The organism is Collimonas sp. (assembly GCF_035566375.1).
In the GTDB taxonomy this organism is placed as follows: Bacteria; Pseudomonadota; Gammaproteobacteria; order Burkholderiales; family Burkholderiaceae_D; genus Collimonas.
In genome coordinates this window covers 1-15389 of the sequence record NZ_DATMRK010000034.1, presented here as the reverse complement: position 1 = coordinate 15389, position 15389 = coordinate 1, and the positions used below count along the sequence as shown (strand labels likewise).

The 15389-nt window shown below is 56.9% G+C and carries 16 protein-coding genes; 13 read left to right on the top strand and 3 right to left on the bottom strand.

The annotated features are described in order from the left end of the window. On the bottom strand, nt 1–179 hold a 179-nt coding region (locus tag VNZ60_RS10615), incomplete at its 3' end, for an SDR family NAD(P)-dependent oxidoreductase (protein ID WP_325658887.1). A 158-nt stretch (nt 180–337) separates the two neighbouring features. On the opposite strand from VNZ60_RS10615, the gene VNZ60_RS10610 reads away from it, so the two are divergent. Next, the gene (locus tag VNZ60_RS10610) at nt 338–916 is read left to right on the top strand and encodes a TetR/AcrR family transcriptional regulator (protein WP_325658885.1); all 579 of its coding nucleotides are present in this window, start codon (nt 338–340) and stop codon (nt 914–916) included. Between the two features lie 258 nt (nt 917–1174). Here VNZ60_RS10610 and VNZ60_RS10605 read toward each other — a convergent pair whose 3' ends face one another. Then, nucleotides 1175–2281 carry a DNA alkylation repair protein gene (locus tag VNZ60_RS10605; protein WP_325658884.1) on the bottom strand — a complete coding sequence of 369 codons (1107 nt, stop codon included), beginning with the start codon at nt 2279–2281 and terminating at the stop codon, nt 1175–1177. Nucleotides 2282–2485: 204 nt separating this feature from the next. Between VNZ60_RS10605 and VNZ60_RS10600 the strand changes: the two genes are divergently transcribed. The 4 genes from VNZ60_RS10600 to VNZ60_RS10585 all read left to right on the top strand — a co-directional run bounded on the left by VNZ60_RS10600 (nt 2486) and on the right by VNZ60_RS10585 (nt 5605). After that, entirely contained in the window at nt 2486–3892 is a 1407-nt protein-coding gene (locus VNZ60_RS10600) for a glycerophosphodiester phosphodiesterase family protein (RefSeq protein WP_325658882.1), read from the top strand. A 626-nt stretch (nt 3893–4518) separates the two neighbouring features. Beyond that, a complete protein-coding gene (locus VNZ60_RS10595) occupies nt 4519–4887 on the top strand; it encodes a DUF6404 family protein (protein ID WP_325658880.1) in 369 nt (122 codons plus the stop codon). A gap of 57 nt (nt 4888–4944) precedes the next feature. Continuing rightward, nucleotides 4945–5271 carry a hypothetical protein gene (locus VNZ60_RS10590; protein ID WP_325658878.1) on the top strand — a complete coding sequence of 109 codons (327 nt, stop codon included), beginning with the start codon at nt 4945–4947 and terminating at the stop codon, nt 5269–5271. A 91-nt stretch (nt 5272–5362) separates the two neighbouring features. Further along, nucleotides 5363–5605, top strand: a complete 243-nt coding sequence (locus VNZ60_RS10585) for a Blp family class II bacteriocin (RefSeq protein ID WP_325658876.1) — start codon at nt 5363–5365, stop codon at nt 5603–5605. Nucleotides 5606–6053: 448 nt separating this feature from the next. Here the strand turns inward: VNZ60_RS10585 and VNZ60_RS10580 are convergent, their stop codons facing one another. Next, nucleotides 6054–6845 (bottom strand): CPBP family intramembrane glutamic endopeptidase, encoded by a 792-nt coding sequence (locus tag VNZ60_RS10580; protein WP_325658875.1) that lies wholly within the window; start codon nt 6843–6845, stop codon nt 6054–6056. Between the two features lie 215 nt (nt 6846–7060). On the opposite strand from VNZ60_RS10580, the gene VNZ60_RS10575 reads away from it, so the two are divergent. The 8 genes from VNZ60_RS10575 to VNZ60_RS10540 all read left to right on the top strand — a co-directional run. Then, nucleotides 7061–7825, top strand: coding sequence for an SDR family oxidoreductase (locus VNZ60_RS10575; protein WP_325658873.1), 765 nt, complete (start codon nt 7061–7063; stop codon nt 7823–7825). A gap of 65 nt (nt 7826–7890) precedes the next feature. Then, nucleotides 7891–8745 (top strand): fumarylacetoacetate hydrolase family protein, encoded by an 855-nt coding sequence (locus VNZ60_RS10570; RefSeq protein WP_325658871.1) that lies wholly within the window; start codon nt 7891–7893, stop codon nt 8743–8745. Between the two features lie 21 nt (nt 8746–8766). Beyond that, nucleotides 8767–10044: an L-fuconate dehydratase gene (locus VNZ60_RS10565; protein WP_325658869.1), complete on the top strand. Its 1278-nt coding sequence runs from the start codon at nt 8767–8769 to the stop codon at nt 10042–10044. Between the two features lie 81 nt (nt 10045–10125). Continuing rightward, nucleotides 10126–10902, top strand: a complete 777-nt coding sequence (locus VNZ60_RS10560; RefSeq protein WP_325658867.1) for an SDR family oxidoreductase — start codon at nt 10126–10128, stop codon at nt 10900–10902. 88 nt (nt 10903–10990) lie between these two features. Beyond that, nucleotides 10991–12556, top strand: coding sequence for a sugar ABC transporter ATP-binding protein (locus VNZ60_RS10555; protein ID WP_325658865.1), 1566 nt, complete (start codon nt 10991–10993; stop codon nt 12554–12556). 39 nt (nt 12557–12595) lie between these two features. Continuing rightward, nucleotides 12596–13642: an ABC transporter permease gene (locus VNZ60_RS10550; RefSeq protein WP_325658863.1), complete on the top strand. Its 1047-nt coding sequence runs from the start codon at nt 12596–12598 to the stop codon at nt 13640–13642. 110 nt (nt 13643–13752) lie between these two features. Further along, nucleotides 13753–14694, top strand: a complete 942-nt coding sequence (locus VNZ60_RS10545; protein ID WP_325658861.1) for an ABC transporter substrate-binding protein — start codon at nt 13753–13755, stop codon at nt 14692–14694. A gap of 242 nt (nt 14695–14936) precedes the next feature. Beyond that, the coding region (locus VNZ60_RS10540; protein ID WP_414648812.1) for a porin at nt 14937–15389 on the top strand (453 nt) is incomplete at its 3' end.

Here is a 15389-nt window from a genome sequence, read left to right as displayed (position 1 = left end):
TCGCCCACGACCGTCGTAACGTTTCTCTTGATGAAGGCTGCGGCCTCCTTCAGCTCTTTCTCTCGTCGCCCAGTGATCACGACGTGCGCACCTTCTTCCACGAAGCGCTTGGCTGTGGCCAAGCCAATCCCGCTGCTTCCGCCCGTGATAACTGCAACCTTGCCTTCTAATTTTTTCACAATCTTTCACCTTTCGTTTGTGCTGTAAGGCAGCGCCGCTGTTCCCATTGGTACAAAGGCGCTGTATCATTTGGATCACAGATCCAGATCCTGATTCGCAGCATCCGAACCAGTGATCCAATTATATGGAGCAGTGAACCGTTTGTCAAGGAGCCCCCATGCGAGCCGACGCCAAAAAAAATTACAGCCATCTACTCGCAGTCGCGCACGACGTTGTCGCCAAGCACGGTGTCGACGCGTCCATGCGAGATATCGCCCGCCGGGCTGACGTCGGGTTGGCTACACTGCTGCGTCATTTCCCGACGCGAGAAGCCTTGTTTGAAGCGTTGTTGTGTACGAATCTAGACGAACTGACGCGGAAGGCAGACGAACTCGAAACGTCGAATTCACCTGCCGAAGCGCTCGTGTCTTGGTTTCGCGAATGGATGGCATTCGCCCAAAGCTATAGGGGCGTCGTCGCCCTGATGGCGGCCGCCCACGCGAACCCGGACTCCGCTCTTTATGCTTCATGCGCAGCGGTGCACTCAGTGAGCGCGCGACTACTGCTCCTTGCTCAGGCCGAAGGAACGGCGCGCACCGATATGAATGGGGACGACCTGTTCGGCCTGATGGCGGCGCTCGGCTGGCTCGTCGACCTACCGTCATTCGCGCCACGGGCCGATCATCTCGTTCACATTGTCACTAGCGCCATCCTGTCAAATCCGTCGAGCAGCGATGTCAAAAAGGCAGCATGTTGAATCAGCTCGGCATCGGATGGCCATTGCCGAGACGTTGAGCGAGCGAGTGTGCAATGTAGGGCGATCAACGGGACCGTTTGAGAATCGCGGAGACCAACAGCCCGTCCTACGTTTTGTCGCGCGCACGCGGCATTCAGGCGAGTGGGGCCGTGTGGAAGACTGATCCCGAACCGTGAAGTGGGATCAGCGTTTGACACTGAGTTGAGTTAGTGCAGTTTATTAAATGCGCTCCGGACATCCGGACCTTGACAGAACGACTCATTCATCGCCACAGCTCAATTCGAAGAAACCGTGCGCCAGGGACAGGCCATTGACCAGGATTTCGACCTCATGCCGCCCAGGGTAGTGCACGCGCGTGGTGAAATCACGGATGCTCTGGCTGCGTTCGATGGAGACCCGCTGCGCGCTTTCCAGCGTCAACTCCTTGAGCTTGAATACCTTGGCTGCGGTCGCGCCCGATTTTTTCACATAGTGCATCTTGTAATCGATCACCAGGCGCTGGCTTGCCGCCGATTTTGACGCCAGCTCGAAAGACAGCGTCATGCGCTCACCCAGGGCAAGCTGGCGCGGCGTCAGCGCGAACTTGCTGATCGTCACCTGCGGTGTTGCGCCGGCGCCAATCACCGCCAGTGCGCGTGGATTGCCTGCCTTGATCAGCGAGCGCAGGGCGTGCCTGGCGATCCAGGCGGTGTGCGGGTTGGTCAGCGGCCAGGTCGCGATCCGGTCCAGCACCCAGTCCGGGTGGGATTTGGTCACATCGTTAAGATGATTGGCAACCGATTTGCGGACGTACAGACTGGCGTCCGTGCGCAGGTTCTCAAGGATAGCCACCGCCAGCATAGGCTCGTCCAGAATTGCGTCGAGCCGGAACGACCACGGCAGGCGCGGGCGGCAACCCTCGCTGGCCAGGCGGCGCACGGCGTCGCTATCGTCGCGCGACCAGGTTTCCATGATGGCCAGCGCTCTTACCGGATCCAGGCGCAGGAATTCGCGCACCGCAAACTCGGACGAACCGAAGCCGGTGAAATACTTGAGTGCGTCCATCGACCAGTCAAAATCGTGCCGGCCGTATTGGCCGACATAGTCGGGCAGGACCAGAGTCGCGAAGCCATGATTTATGCGCGGCGCAAGTGCGCGCAGAATTTTCACAGCCTGGCGATAATCCTCCGGCAGGGTTGCATGCAAAGCCTCGGTCATGCGGCGCAGGCGCTGCATCAGGCTCAGTTCATCGAGTCCGGCGAGCGCAATCTTGAGGAAGCGCTTGGCGTCGAAGGCCGGGTAGATCGCAGCCAGATCGAGCGCCACGCTGCGGAAGCGGCGCTTGTCGAAGATCTCTTTGAGGGCGGTATTTTGAGTGGTTGTCATTATTTCTTTGCTGCAGAGCCTTGGTGTCTCAACACTGGAGCTTAACCATATCTGCTGTCAGTTTTCGTCAGGAGCAAAAGCGGATAGCAAGTGGGATGACCAGCGGGGATAACCAGTGCGGCAAGCTTGAAATGGCAAATTGTCATCACGCAGTCATCAAAAGAATCGATAATCGATATTTTATCGAATCCATCTCAAATCCCAATGTCCATGCCCCTCTCGAACATCCGCGTCACCTCCCGCTCACTTTTGATCCTGGCGCAGCTCGTTGCCGCAGCGGCATTGACCGCTTGCGGCGGAGGCAGCGACAATAGCAACCTGGCGACGGCCAAATTCCAGACACTGGACGGCGCCGCGCCGCTGGTGATCGGCCATCGCGGGCTGCCAGGGCTGTTTCCGGAAGAGACGCAGCCGTCCTATGAGGGCGCCGCCGATGCCGGCGCCGATTCGCTGGAAGAGGACCTGCATTTGACCAAGGATTGCGTGCTGGTGGCGCGCCACAATCCCTGGCTTAGCGACAATACCAACATTGCCAGCGTCGCTCTGACCAACGCCGCGGTCGCCGTGCGCAAGCGCACGGTGCCAGGCGTCTTGGTAAACGTCAGTTACTCGCTCGCCACTTACGGCGGCCCGGCGCAATATCTGAGCGACCTGACCGATCCCAACGATCCGAAATCCGTGCTGAAATCGCTGGTGGTGGATGGTGAGGACCACACCGGCGACTGGTCGGTTACCGACTTCACCGTGGCCGAGCTCAAACAATGGATAGGCGGCACCACCTACGACGCCCGCGACCAGCGGCCGACCGCGCTGAACGGCAAATATCCGATCCTGACGATGCAAGAGATCATCGATATCGCCAGGGCCAAGAGCGCCGCCAGCGGCCGGACTATCTCGGTTTATCCGGAATCCAAGAACCCCTACTGGAACAATGCACAGGCAATTGCCAACGGCTGCGGAAGCGGCAAACACCCTTTCGAAGATGCCTTCGTCAAGCTCATCAAGGACAACAACCTGAACAGCAAGAGCGCGCCGATCTTCGTGCAGAGCTTCGACCCGGCTAGCTTGAAGTACATGCGTTCAATCGGCCTGAATACAAAAGTGGTGCAGCTGGTTGACGGCAACGCTGTCAACTACAAGACCGGTGAGATGATTTACCAGACCAACGATGCCTATAATTTTGTCGATGGCCGGCCATACAGTTGGACGGTAGGCGGTGACGGCCGCTATTTCGGCGCCATGCTGACGCCAGCCGGGCTGGCTGAAGTCAAGACTTATGCCGATGGCATCGGTCCCTGGAAACCGCAGGTGATGGCGCATACGATTGTGCCGTTCAAGACCAGCAACGCCGACGGCACGCCGTACACCGGCTCACTCGCCGACGTCAACACGGTGACACCTACCAGTCTCATCGCCGATGCCCACAAGGCGGGTTTGTTTGTGCACGCCTATACCTTTCGCAACGAGCAAAAATATCTGGCCGGCATCTACAAGGGCGATCCGACGGCCGAATTCCTGACATTCTTCCGGGCTGGCCTGGATGGTGTTTTCACTGATTTCGCCAACACCGGGGTGGCCGCGCGCGCCGCCTATATCCAGGAGATTCGGTAATAGCTTCGCCAATAAGCCGTTGGTGATTTCCAGCTCCTGGCGGGCGCTTCACTTATAGCCCAGCCTTGGCTGGAAATCACCACGGCCTTGCGGCGTCAGGTCGAACAGGTTCCGCATGGGATGGAGCAGGTCGTTATGCCGGAAATCCTGCCCCGGTTCCGACGGCACATAGTTCGCTGTTCTTGAAGCGCTGCTGCTCGCACATTCGCTGGCGTCGCCGAAGTGGTTTCTAGTTTCTATCGGCCTGCTCAGGAACGCGATGCAAACAATCAGAAAAGACGTTAACAGCCAATTGCGCCAACATCCCCGCGAGTCAAACGACTACGCAGAACCATTTCAAAAGTGCGCGACACATCAGAGCATGACCTTATTCCACGATTTAGCGCCCACCGTTCAACTTACTACGTTGCTTGACGATATCGTTCAGATTCTTAAACTCATTACAAATGAATAAGCGTTTTCTTAAAGCTAGAAAATAGCGGCAATTGACCTTGCAAGAACCATTTAAGAGATGCAATATCTGCAACATTAAAGAAAGAATATTTCATATTCAGTAAGGATCAGCAGCAGAAAATAGTATCCACGCGAGAATAATCGCTTATATCAAACCTATTTGAGATATAGCCATGCCTTTCAAAGAAAAACATTCTGCTGCTTTGAGTTTTCTTGCATCTAAGGGTATTTGGCGTAGTAACTACGCACCTCCTCTATTTCAGTTCCTTTGGCTTCTAGGAGTCAAAATGCCCCCGCCGCATTTTTCTAGTTTTTTTGTCAATTTTATTTTCTTCGGTATTTTCTTTGGTGGTGCGTGGGGGAGAGTTTCGCTGGGATTCAAGCAGGCTGATGAGGAGGAGCAGTCGCTTATCGCTATGGTTCTGGGTGCAGTATTTTCTGGGCTGTTTTTTGGGTTAGGCATGGCCGCCCATTATCGTCACAGCTCACGTAGATATGGGGTTCCTCGTTGGCCGAATTTCAAATCTGAAACAAGCAAGTAATGAACAATGCCATTATTTTGTTTGTAGTTTGTTCTTATGGATATTTGCTAACTCAACATGATTAACTACATACCATTCAGGAGTGCGCTTTTTATAGTTGTTCCTGAATTCCGCAATGTAAGAGAAGACAAGCGCAGCGCAATCATTGACCAAGCCAGGCTTTCCTCACGTCCTCGTATTCAGAAATTTGCTGGGTGGGCATTTTTTCTTGCACTGGCGTTGCCATTTATGTTGTTGCTTTTTTTGTTTTATTTTTTTGGTTTTCACGAGCCAAAATTTTTGCTTATACCGATTTTAAGTGGGCTAAGCGCCTTGTTAGCGTCTTTCCTCTACTCAATTTTTCTTGCGATTATTCTGTCGCCGGAAATTCGACGATTCATCTAAGAAATGCTAAGGATGGATGCAGCCTTAAGTTGAATATCTTGAGGGTGTCAGGCTAAGGATTTTTTTAATCGATAAATTTAAGGAAAATAATATGGCTATCAAAGAAATGACAACTCAAGAAATTCAAAAAGTTTCTGGTGGGACTACATCTGGCGATATCGCCATGGGTATAGCGGGTGGCTGGGCATCGGGCGTAGCTGGATTTGCAATTGGCGGGCCACTAGGTGCTCTCGTTGATTTCGGCCTTGGGGCCGCAATAGCCACGGGTTTTTCACTCTCGGGAGGTACTTTCGGTGGAGGGGGAAGGGGAGGCAGATATTACGCTCTAATGTAATCTCGGTTTTATTGGCCTTCGTCATGCATGAACTGACAGCTATTCGATTTGACGTCACTGGCTGTCAGTTCATCAAAATCACATTAAATAACAGCGTTTTGATCACCCAGCTTTAATTTCACATATCACGGCAGAATTTCATCGCCAAGATCAAAACATATGTCTCTATTCCGCGAACAAGCGCATTCTTGCCCTGACTAACTGGCAGACCGCAGAACTACGGCTGGCGGCAAGCCTGGGGCGATTGCAGATGGACGCAATTTGATGCGATCGCAATCGACAACAGTGCCCAATTTTTGCTCTACCCGGAGCTTGACCGCCGCTGATTCTCAGCCTTCAAAGCAGAATGGAATGCCGTCCAAATCGCTGACGCCGCTCTGGAACCCGCTGGTGATGGCGTATACGATTCTGTATGGTCAAATTCAAGAAACAGGATGCCCATGCATTCTCAAGCCCAGGCCACCGACAGCAGCATCACCGCCGCCACCTCCAGCAGGTCGCCGGCGCCGTGGGCAATCATCGGCGCCAGCAGGCTGCGCGAGCGTTCCATCAGCCAGACGTAGATCAGGCCAAAGACGAAGGCGTAGAGTTGCTGGGCCACGGCCTGGTACAAGGGGTCATTGAAGAAGCTCTGATAGTGGGCGGCGCCGAACAGCAGGCCGACGATCACGCCCGACAGCGGGACCTCGAATCTTTCCAGCCGTACGCGCCCAGGAACCAGCACCGTCAACATGCCGACCAAGACCCCGCGAAAAATGATTTCTTCGTTAGGGCCGGCGGCGAACATCACTGCCAGCCATCCGGGGATGCCGATCGGCGTCATTTCATAACCGCCCTGGGGCGGCGTGCGGCTGAGAAGCTGCGGCCAATAATCGGCGAGCAGCATGACCAACGCCATGCCGACGCCGATCAACAGGGCGAGGCCGGCATAACTGCGCTGCGGCGGCCAGCGCAGATGGGGATCGGCTTGCGGTAGCAAGCGTCGCATTATCAGGATGGCGGCGAGTCCTGCGGCAAGCTGGAACAACTCGGCCAGGCCGACAAAAGCCCAGACCTGGTGATGAAACCAGCCCGCCTGATGCTTGAACAGCCAGCGTGCGGCCTCGCGGGCGGGCCATAGCATGAGTTGCATCAGGATGGCGGCCAGCAAGATCGGCCAGATAGTCGACCAGGAACGAAAGCGGAATCCGCTAAGCTGGAACAGCGGGCGGCCAGGCGTCGGGGCGGTGGTATCAGTCATGCGCTGACAATATCAAGACTTTGTCTGTACTGCAATACTGGCTTTTCTGCCGTATTTGTTCATTTTCACTGTTATTTATTGCAAAGCTAAAACTTAAGTATTATTATTGGTCCAGCCAATGGACCTATGGACCGAGTTTCATCAAAATTCTCATCAAGATTCTCATCAAGAGAGCCAGGATCCCAGACAAATACAAAAACATGGAGACAGTTTCAATGAGGCTACAAGGAAAACGCATCCTGGTGACTGCGGCTGGACAAGGCATAGGACGCGCCAGCGCCTTGCTGTTTGCCCGCGAAGGCGCGCAGGTGCTGGCTACCGATATCAACCAGAGCGCCCTGGACGAAACTGCCGCGCTTGCCGGCGCCGACGGCGTCGCGCTCGCCACCCAACATCTTGACGTCACCGATGCCAAGGCGGTAGCCGCACTAGCGCAGTCAGCTTCCCATTTCGACGTCTTGTTCAATTGCGCCGGTTATGTCCATCACGGCAGCATCCTCGATTGCAGCGAACAGGACTGGCATTTTTCATGGGACCTCAACGTCTCCTCAATGTACCGTCTGATTCGTGCGCTGTTGCCGGGCATGCTGGCGCACGGCGGCGGTTCCATCATCAATATGGCGTCGGCCGCATCCAGCGTTAAAGGCGTGCCGAATCGTTTCGTGTATGGCACGACCAAAGCGGCTGTCATCGGTTTGACCAAGGCGGTAGCCGCGGATTTCGTCGCCCAGGGGATTCGCTGCAACGCTATTTGCCCGGGCACGGTGGAGTCACCGTCGCTGGTGGCGCGGATCAAGGAACAGGCGCATCAGCAAGGTGTGGAGATCGCCGAAATCCAGGCCGCTTTTGTCGCCCGCCAGCCGATGGGCAGGGTCGGCAAGGCTGAAGAAATCGCTGCTTTGGCGTTGTACCTGGCTTCCGATGAATCCTCGTTTACCACCGGCGCGATTCATCTGATCGATGGCGGCTGGTCCAATTAATCGCGGCCGAACTGAATACTGAACACGAGCCGGTTAAACATCTATACATCTATGAAAGCAAACCCATGAAATTGTTGAGATACGGCCGGAAAGGCCAGGAAAAGCCGGGAGTACTGGACGCACAGGGGCGCGTGCGCGACCTGTCCGGCGTCGTGGCGGATATCGCCGGCCAGTATCTGACGCCGCAGGAACTGGACAAATTGCGGGCCTTGGACCTGGACAGCCTGCCGCTGATTGACGGCACACCGCAGCAAGACCTGCGCCTGGGACCATGCGTGGGCGCGGTCGGCAAGTTCATTTGCATCGGTTTGAATTACTCCGATCATGCCGCCGAATCTGGCATGGAAGTGCCGGCGGAACCGGTAGTGTTCAATAAATGGACCAGCGCCATCTGCGGGCCGGACGACGACGTCGAAATTCCGCGCGCATCCTTAAAGACCGATTGGGAAGTGGAGCTAGGCGTGGTGATCGGCACGGGCGGCCGTTATATAGCCGAAGCCGACGCCCTCAAGCACGTCGCCGGCTATTGCGTCATCAACGACGTCTCCGAGCGCCAATACCAGCTCGAACTGGGCGGCACCTGGGACAAGGGCAAGGGCTGCGATACTTTCGGCCCGCTCGGACCGTGGCTGGTGACCGCCGACGAAGTGGCGGATCCGCACGCCCTCAACCTGTGGCTGGAAGTGGATGGCCATCGCTATCAAAACGGCAACACTTCCACCATGGTATTCCGGGTTCCGGCGCTGGTCAGCTATCTCAGCCGCTTCATGAGTTTGCAGCCGGGCGATGTAATTTCCACCGGCACGCCGCCCGGCGTCGGCCTCGGACAAAAGCCGCCGGTCTATCTGCGCGCGGGCCAGGTAATGCGGCTCGGCATCGACGGCCTGGGAGAGCAACGCCAACGCACCATTTCACTTTGAACCGGATAAAAGAGATTCACGATGACCACAATTCGATCGATACGCGTACTCGATGTACGTTTCCCGACCTCGCAAATGCTGGATGGTTCGGACGCCATGAATCCGGACCCGGATTATTCCGCCGCCTACGTCATCCTGGAAACGGACCAGCCCGGACTCGAAGGCCACGGCCTGACCTTCACCATCGGCCGCGGCAATGAAATATGCTGTGCCGCGATCCAGGCGATGGAACATCTGGTAGTCGGCTTGAAACTGGACTGGATCAGCGCAGACATGGGGCGTTTCTGGCGTCACATCACTTCCGATAGCCAGCTACGCTGGATCGGCCCGGACAAGGGCGCGATCCATCTGGCCACCGGCGCCGTGGTCAACGCGGTCTGGGATTTATGGGCCAAAGCCGAAGGCAAACCCCTGTGGCAGCTGGTGACCGACATGTCGCCCGAGGAACTGGTGCGGGCCATCGATTTTCGCTACATCACTGATTGCATCACACCGGAGGAAGCACTGGCCTTGCTGCGCGAGCAGGCTGGCGGCAAGGCTGAACGGATCCGCTCGCTGCAGCAGGACGGCTATCCGTGTTACACCACCTCCGCCGGCTGGCTGGGTTATGAAGACGCTAAGTTGCGCCGACTGTGCCAGGAAGCGGTCGACAGCGGTTTCAACCATATCAAGCTCAAAGTCGGCCGCGATCTGGCAGACGACATCCGCCGCGTCACCATTGCGCGCGAAGTGATCGGCCAGGAGCGGCAGTTGATGATCGACGCCAACCAGGTATGGGAAGTGGACCAGGCGATCGAATGGGTCAGTCAACTGGCGTTCGCCAAACCCTGGTTTATCGAAGAACCGACCAGCCCGGATGACGTTGAAGGGCATCGGAAAATCCGTGAAGGCATCGGCGCGGTGAAAGTGGCCACCGGTGAAATGTGCCAGAACCGGATCATCTTCAAGCAATTCATCATGCGCGGTGCGATCGATGTGGTGCAGATCGATTCCTGCCGGCTGGGCGGCGTCAACGAGATACTCGCGGTGTTGCTGATGGCTGCCAAGTACAAATTGCCGGTATGTCCGCACGCAGGCGGCGTCGGCTTGTGCGAGTATGTGCAACATCTGTCGATGATCGATTATGTCTGCATCTCGGGCAGCAAGGCGGGGCGGGTTACCGAATACGTCGATCACTTGCATGAACATTTCGTCGATCCCTGCGTGATCCGCAACGCCGCCTACATGCCGCCAAGCGCGCCCGGATTCTCGATTACGATGAAGCCGGAATCGCTGCAGCAATACCAGTTCCGCGGCTAGGCAGCCCTAAGTCATGGCAGCCAGTTGGAAATTGATCTATAAAGAACAAGTACAAAAATAAATAGAAACGGAGACAGCAAGGTGGATTTACAACTAACAGGAAAAGTCGTGATCGTCACCGGCGGCGCCGCTGGCATCGGCGGCGCGATTTCGCTGCAGCTGGCGGCCGAAGGGGCGATCCCCGTGATCCTGGGCAAAAGCCAGCCGGCGCCAGAATTCATGGCGTCCTTGCTGGCGTTGCAAGACAGGTCGCGCTTTATCCAGCTGGATCTGACGGATGACGATAAGTGCCGCCAGGCCGTGGCCCAGACCGTGCAACAATTCGGCCGGCTCGACGGCCTGGTGAACAACGCCGGGATCAATGACAACGTCGGACTCGACGCCGGCCGGGCGGCCTTTGTGGAATCGCTTGAAAAAAACCTGATTCACTACTACACGATGGCGCATTACTGCGTCCCGCATCTGAAACTCAGCCGCGGCGCTATCGTCAATATCTCTTCAAAAACGGCTCTCACCGGCCAGGGCAATACCAGCGGCTATTGCGCTTCCAAGGGCGGCCAACTGGCGTTGACGCGTGAATGGGCGGCCGCGCTGGCCAATGACGGTGTGCGGGTCAACGCCGTGATTCCGGCCGAAGTAATGACGCCGCTGTATCGGCACTGGATTGCCAGTTTCGCCAATCCGGAACAAAAACTGGCCGCCATCACCAGCAAGATCCCGCTAGGAAAACGTCTGACGACGGCAGAGGAAATTGCCGACACGACGGTGTTCCTGCTGTCGCAACGCGCCGCGCATACCACCGGGCAGTGGCTGTTTGTGGATGGCGGATATAGTCATCTGGATCGCGCCTTGACCTGAATTCAAGTTGAATTTGATTTGATCTTGATCTGATACAACTCAAAAAGAGGCAGCAGACATGCAGCATGCAGAAATCTCCGGCGCAGATATGCAGTCCCAAGCGGGCGCGTCGGCATTGGATACCATCATTTCCCTGGAAAACGTGAGCAAGCGTTTCCCTGGCGTGCTGGCGCTCGATAACTGCCGCTTCGATCTGCGGCGCGGCGAGGTGCACGCGCTCATGGGCGAAAACGGCGCCGGTAAATCGACGCTGATGAAGGTGTTGGCAGGGGTGTATCCCAAGGATAGCGGCGAGATCCGCATCGACGGCCAACTGGTCGAGATTCCCAATCCGCGGGCCGCGCAAATGCTTGGCATCGGCATCATTCATCAGGAACTCAATCTGATGAATCATTTGAGCGCCGCGCAAAATATCTTCATCGGCCGCGAGCCGCGCGGCCGCTATGGCCTGTTTCTGGATGAAGACGCCTTGAACCGGCAAACCAGGCAGATCTTCGAACGCATGCGGCTCGACCTTGATCCCGCCACACTGGTGAGCGAGTTGACGGTGGCCAAACAGCAGATGGTGGAAATCGCCAAGGCTTTGTCTTTCGATTCACGCGTGCTGATCATGGATGAACCTACGGCGGCGCTCAACAATGCCGAAATCGAAGACTTGTTCCGCATCATCCGCCAACTGCAATCGCACGGCGTTGGCATCATTTACATCTCGCACAAGATGGATGAGCTGCGGCAAATCTCCAACCGCGTCACGGTCATGCGCGACGGCCAGTACATCGCCACCGTGCCCACCGCGACCACCTCGATGGAAACTATCATCGGCATGATGGTAGGGCGCCAGCTCGACAACAGCGGGCCAGCGATTGCCGACACTTCCGGCAACGACATCGTGTTGCAGGTCAAGGGGCTGCAGCGCGGCGCCTCGATCAAGGATGTGAGTTTCACCTTGCGCAAAGGCGAGATCCTGGGCTTTGCCGGCTTGATGGGCGCCGGCCGCACCGAAGTGGCGCGGGCGATTTTTGGCGCCGATCGCATCGACGCCGGCGAAATCCTGGTGCACGGCGCCAAAGTCTCGATCAAATCGCCCAAGGATGCGGTGGCGCATGGCATCGGTTATCTGTCGGAAGACCGTAAACATTTCGGCCTGGCCACCGGGCTTGACGTCAAGACCAACGTCGCCATGTCCAGCATGAACCGCTTCCTGACACAAGGCTTGTTCCTGGATCAGGCGGCGCTGCGCGCTACCGCCCAGGGTTTCGTGCGTCAGTTGAGTATCAAGACGCCCTCGGTCGAGCAGCCGGTGCGGCTGCTGTCGGGCGGCAACCAGCAAAAGATCGTGATTGCCAAATGGCTGCTGCGCGATTGCGATATCTTGTTCTTCGACGAGCCGACGCGCGGCATCGACATCGGCGCCAAGAGCGAAATCTACAAGCTGCTCAATACCCTGGCGGAACAAGGAAAAGCGATTGTGATGATCTCATCGGAGCTGCCGGAAGTGCTGCGCATGAGCCATCGCATCCTGGTCATGTGCGAGGGCCGGATTACCGGCGAACTCTCGGCTGAAGAGGCCTCGCAGGAAAAAATCATGCAGCTGGCCACCCAGCGCGAGCCGGTAATCGGACCGGCAAGCGAACCCGCAAGCGAACCCGCATAGGCCTGAACCCGGAATCACTCACATTCAATGAAGACCATCATGGCAAATACCCAGAATCCGCTGTCGCAAGCAAATCCTAAACCGCCCATCAGCGGACAGGGCGCGCTTGCCGCTCTCAAGGCTAAGATATTCCATCCTGCCACGCGGCAGAAGCTGCTGGCTTTTGCCAGTCTGCTGGCGTTGCTGGTGTTCTTCAGCTTCGCTTCGCCGAATTTCCTGGAGATCGATAACCTGGTCAGCATCTTGCAATCGACCGCCGTCAACGGCGTGCTGGCAATTGCCTGCACCTTCGTCATCATCACCGCCGGCATCGATCTCTCGGTGGGCACCTTGATGACTTTCTGCGCCGTCATGGCCGGGGTGTTCCTGACCTACTGGGGGTTGCCGATCTATTTCGGGATTGTCGCCGCGATCTGCTTCGGCGCCTTGTGCGGCTGGGTCTCGGGGGTACTGGTCGCCAAGCTCAAGATTCCGCCTTTCATAGCCACCCTGGGCATGATGATGTTGCTCAAGGGTTTGTCGCTGGTGATTTCCGGCACCAAGCCGATTTATTTCAATGACACGCCTGGATTCTCGAACATTTCGCAAGAATCCCTGATCGGCAACCTGATTCCTGCATTGCCGATCCCTAACGCCGTGCTGATCCTGTTCCTGGTGGCGATTACCGCCGGCGTCGTGCTCAACAAAACCATCTTCGGCCGTTATACCTTTGCCCTGGGCAGCAACGAAGAAGCGCTGCGCCTGTCGGGTGTCAACGTCGATTTCTGGAAGATCGCGGTGTATACCGTCGGCGGCGCTATCTGCGGCATTGCCGGCCTCTTGATCGCATCGCGTCTGAATTCGGCGCAGCCGGCGCTGGGCCAGGGCTACGAGCTGGATGCGATTGCCGCCGTGGTGATCGGCGGCACTTCCCTGTCGGGCGGCAGCGGCACCATTCTAGGCACCATCATCGGCGCCTTCATCATGAGCGTGCTGATCAACGGCTTGCGCATGATGTCGGTAGCGCAGGAATGGCAGACGGTGGTAACCGGCGTCATCATCATCCTGGCGGTGTATATGGATATCTTGCGGCGCCGGCGTCAGTGAGGAGCGCGCCGCCAGCCAAGAAACAAGGGAGACAGGTTTTGTACGTGCACATGATGTTCCGGGTATAAGCGTCAACGCCCATCGTTTTACAACCATAAAGGAGACTTGAAATGATAAAGAGAAGAGCAGTCAACATTGCCATCGGCCTGGCGCTTGCGTTTGGCTTCAGCGCTGCGGCGGTAGCTGAAGAGACTTATATTCCCCTGATTTCGAAAGGCTTCCAGCATCAGTTCTGGCAAGCGGTAAAGTCCGGCGCCGAGCAGGCCGCCAAGGATTTTAATGTCAAGGTTTCATTTGAAGGGCCTGAAACCGAAGCCATGGTCGACAAGCAGATCGACATGTTGTCGGCGGCGCTGGCCAAGAAACCCAAGGCCATCGGCTTCGCCGCATTGGATAGCAAGGCTGCCTTGCCATTGTTGAAAAAAGCCCAGGCCGCGCATATCCCGATCGTTGCCTTCGACTCGGGCGTGGATAGCGACATCCCGGTCACCACCGCCACCACCGATAACAAGGCGGCGGCAGCGCTGGCGGCCGACAAGCTGGCTGAACTGATCGGCAAGGAAGGCGAAGTGGCGGTGGTGGCGCACGATCAGACCAGCCGCACCGGCATCGATCGGCGCGACGGTTTTGTCGAACGCATGAAGGCAGCCTATCCCAAGGTCAAGATCGTCAGCATCCAGTACGGCGCCGGCGACCAGTTGAAATCGACCGAGATCACCAAATCCATCCTGCAAGCCTATCCGCACCTGAAGGGCGCCTTCGGCACCAATGAAGGCTCGGCCATCGGCGTGCTCAACGGCGTCAAGGAAATGAAGCGCAAGCTGGTGGTGGTCGGCTACGATTCCGGCAAGCAGCAGAAAGACGCGATCCGCGACGGCAGCATGGCCGGCGCCATCACGCAGAATCCGGTCGGCATCGGCTACAAGACGGTAGAAGCCGCAGTCAAGGCGCTCAAGGGCGAGAAACTGCCTAAGGTGATCGACACCGGTTTCTATTGGTACGACAAGAGCAACATCAACGATCCTAAGATCTCGGCTGTACTGTACGACTAGTACTGCACGACAGATCGTCCAGGTTCCAACACGAACCGGCGGTGCTGACCAGCGCCACCGGTTCGGCAATCCAGCGCGTTAGCTTTGCCCGTCAGGGCTGCTGCCGATAGCTGGCGCCATCAGCGCCACTGCCGGTTGCGTTCTGCTGCGCGCCTGCAAGACTTCTAGCGAAGGTTCGAATCTATCTCCGAGGCTGAGAGGAGGGCGATCGAACAAAATTTAACTATAAAAGGGGACTAGTCATGAAAAAAATACCATCGCACTACAAGCATGCCAAACATACGGCGGCCGCCATGCTGATCGGCACCGTTTTCTGCCAAGCCCAGGCGCAGACCAACGTCACCATCTACGGCCGGGTCGACGCCGGCGTCGATTATCAAACCAACGTCGCCCTGAAAGACGCCAACGGCAACCTGACCGGCAAGACCGGCAGCAAACTGGCCGGCTCCGGCAATCAATGGGGCACCAGCATGATCGGCTTCAAAGGTACGGAAGACCTGGGCGGCGGACTGAACGCCTTCTTCTTGCTGGAATCGGGCTTTGACGCCACCAAAGGCACCACCAACGGCAGCGCCTTGTTCAATCGCCGTTCCTACGTCGGCTTGAACGGCAGCGCCGGTTCGATCAAGTTCGGCAAGAACCTGTTCATCGTCAATGACGTCTGGTACCTCGATCCTACCGGCCAGCAATTCCTG

Coding starts and splice junctions, on each gene's coding strand:
- VNZ60_RS10610 (WP_325658885.1), top strand. CDS start 338: ATGCGAGCCGACGCCAAAAAAAATTACAGCCATCTACTCGCAGTCGCG.
- VNZ60_RS10605 (WP_325658884.1), bottom strand. CDS start 2,281: ATGACAACCACTCAAAATACCGCCCTCAAAGAGATCTTCGACAAGCGC.
- VNZ60_RS10600 (WP_325658882.1), top strand. CDS start 2,486: ATGTCCATGCCCCTCTCGAACATCCGCGTCACCTCCCGCTCACTTTTG.
- VNZ60_RS10595 (WP_325658880.1), top strand. CDS start 4,519: ATGCCTTTCAAAGAAAAACATTCTGCTGCTTTGAGTTTTCTTGCATCT.
- VNZ60_RS10590 (WP_325658878.1), top strand. CDS start 4,945: ATGATTAACTACATACCATTCAGGAGTGCGCTTTTTATAGTTGTTCCT.
- VNZ60_RS10585 (WP_325658876.1), top strand. CDS start 5,363: ATGGCTATCAAAGAAATGACAACTCAAGAAATTCAAAAAGTTTCTGGT.
- VNZ60_RS10580 (WP_325658875.1), bottom strand. CDS start 6,845: ATGACTGATACCACCGCCCCGACGCCTGGCCGCCCGCTGTTCCAGCTT.
- VNZ60_RS10575 (WP_325658873.1), top strand. CDS start 7,061: ATGAGGCTACAAGGAAAACGCATCCTGGTGACTGCGGCTGGACAAGGC.
- VNZ60_RS10570 (WP_325658871.1), top strand. CDS start 7,891: ATGAAATTGTTGAGATACGGCCGGAAAGGCCAGGAAAAGCCGGGAGTA.
- VNZ60_RS10565 (WP_325658869.1), top strand. CDS start 8,767: ATGACCACAATTCGATCGATACGCGTACTCGATGTACGTTTCCCGACC.
- VNZ60_RS10555 (WP_325658865.1), top strand. CDS start 10,991: ATGCAGTCCCAAGCGGGCGCGTCGGCATTGGATACCATCATTTCCCTG.
- VNZ60_RS10550 (WP_325658863.1), top strand. CDS start 12,596: ATGGCAAATACCCAGAATCCGCTGTCGCAAGCAAATCCTAAACCGCCC.
- VNZ60_RS10545 (WP_325658861.1), top strand. CDS start 13,753: ATGATAAAGAGAAGAGCAGTCAACATTGCCATCGGCCTGGCGCTTGCG.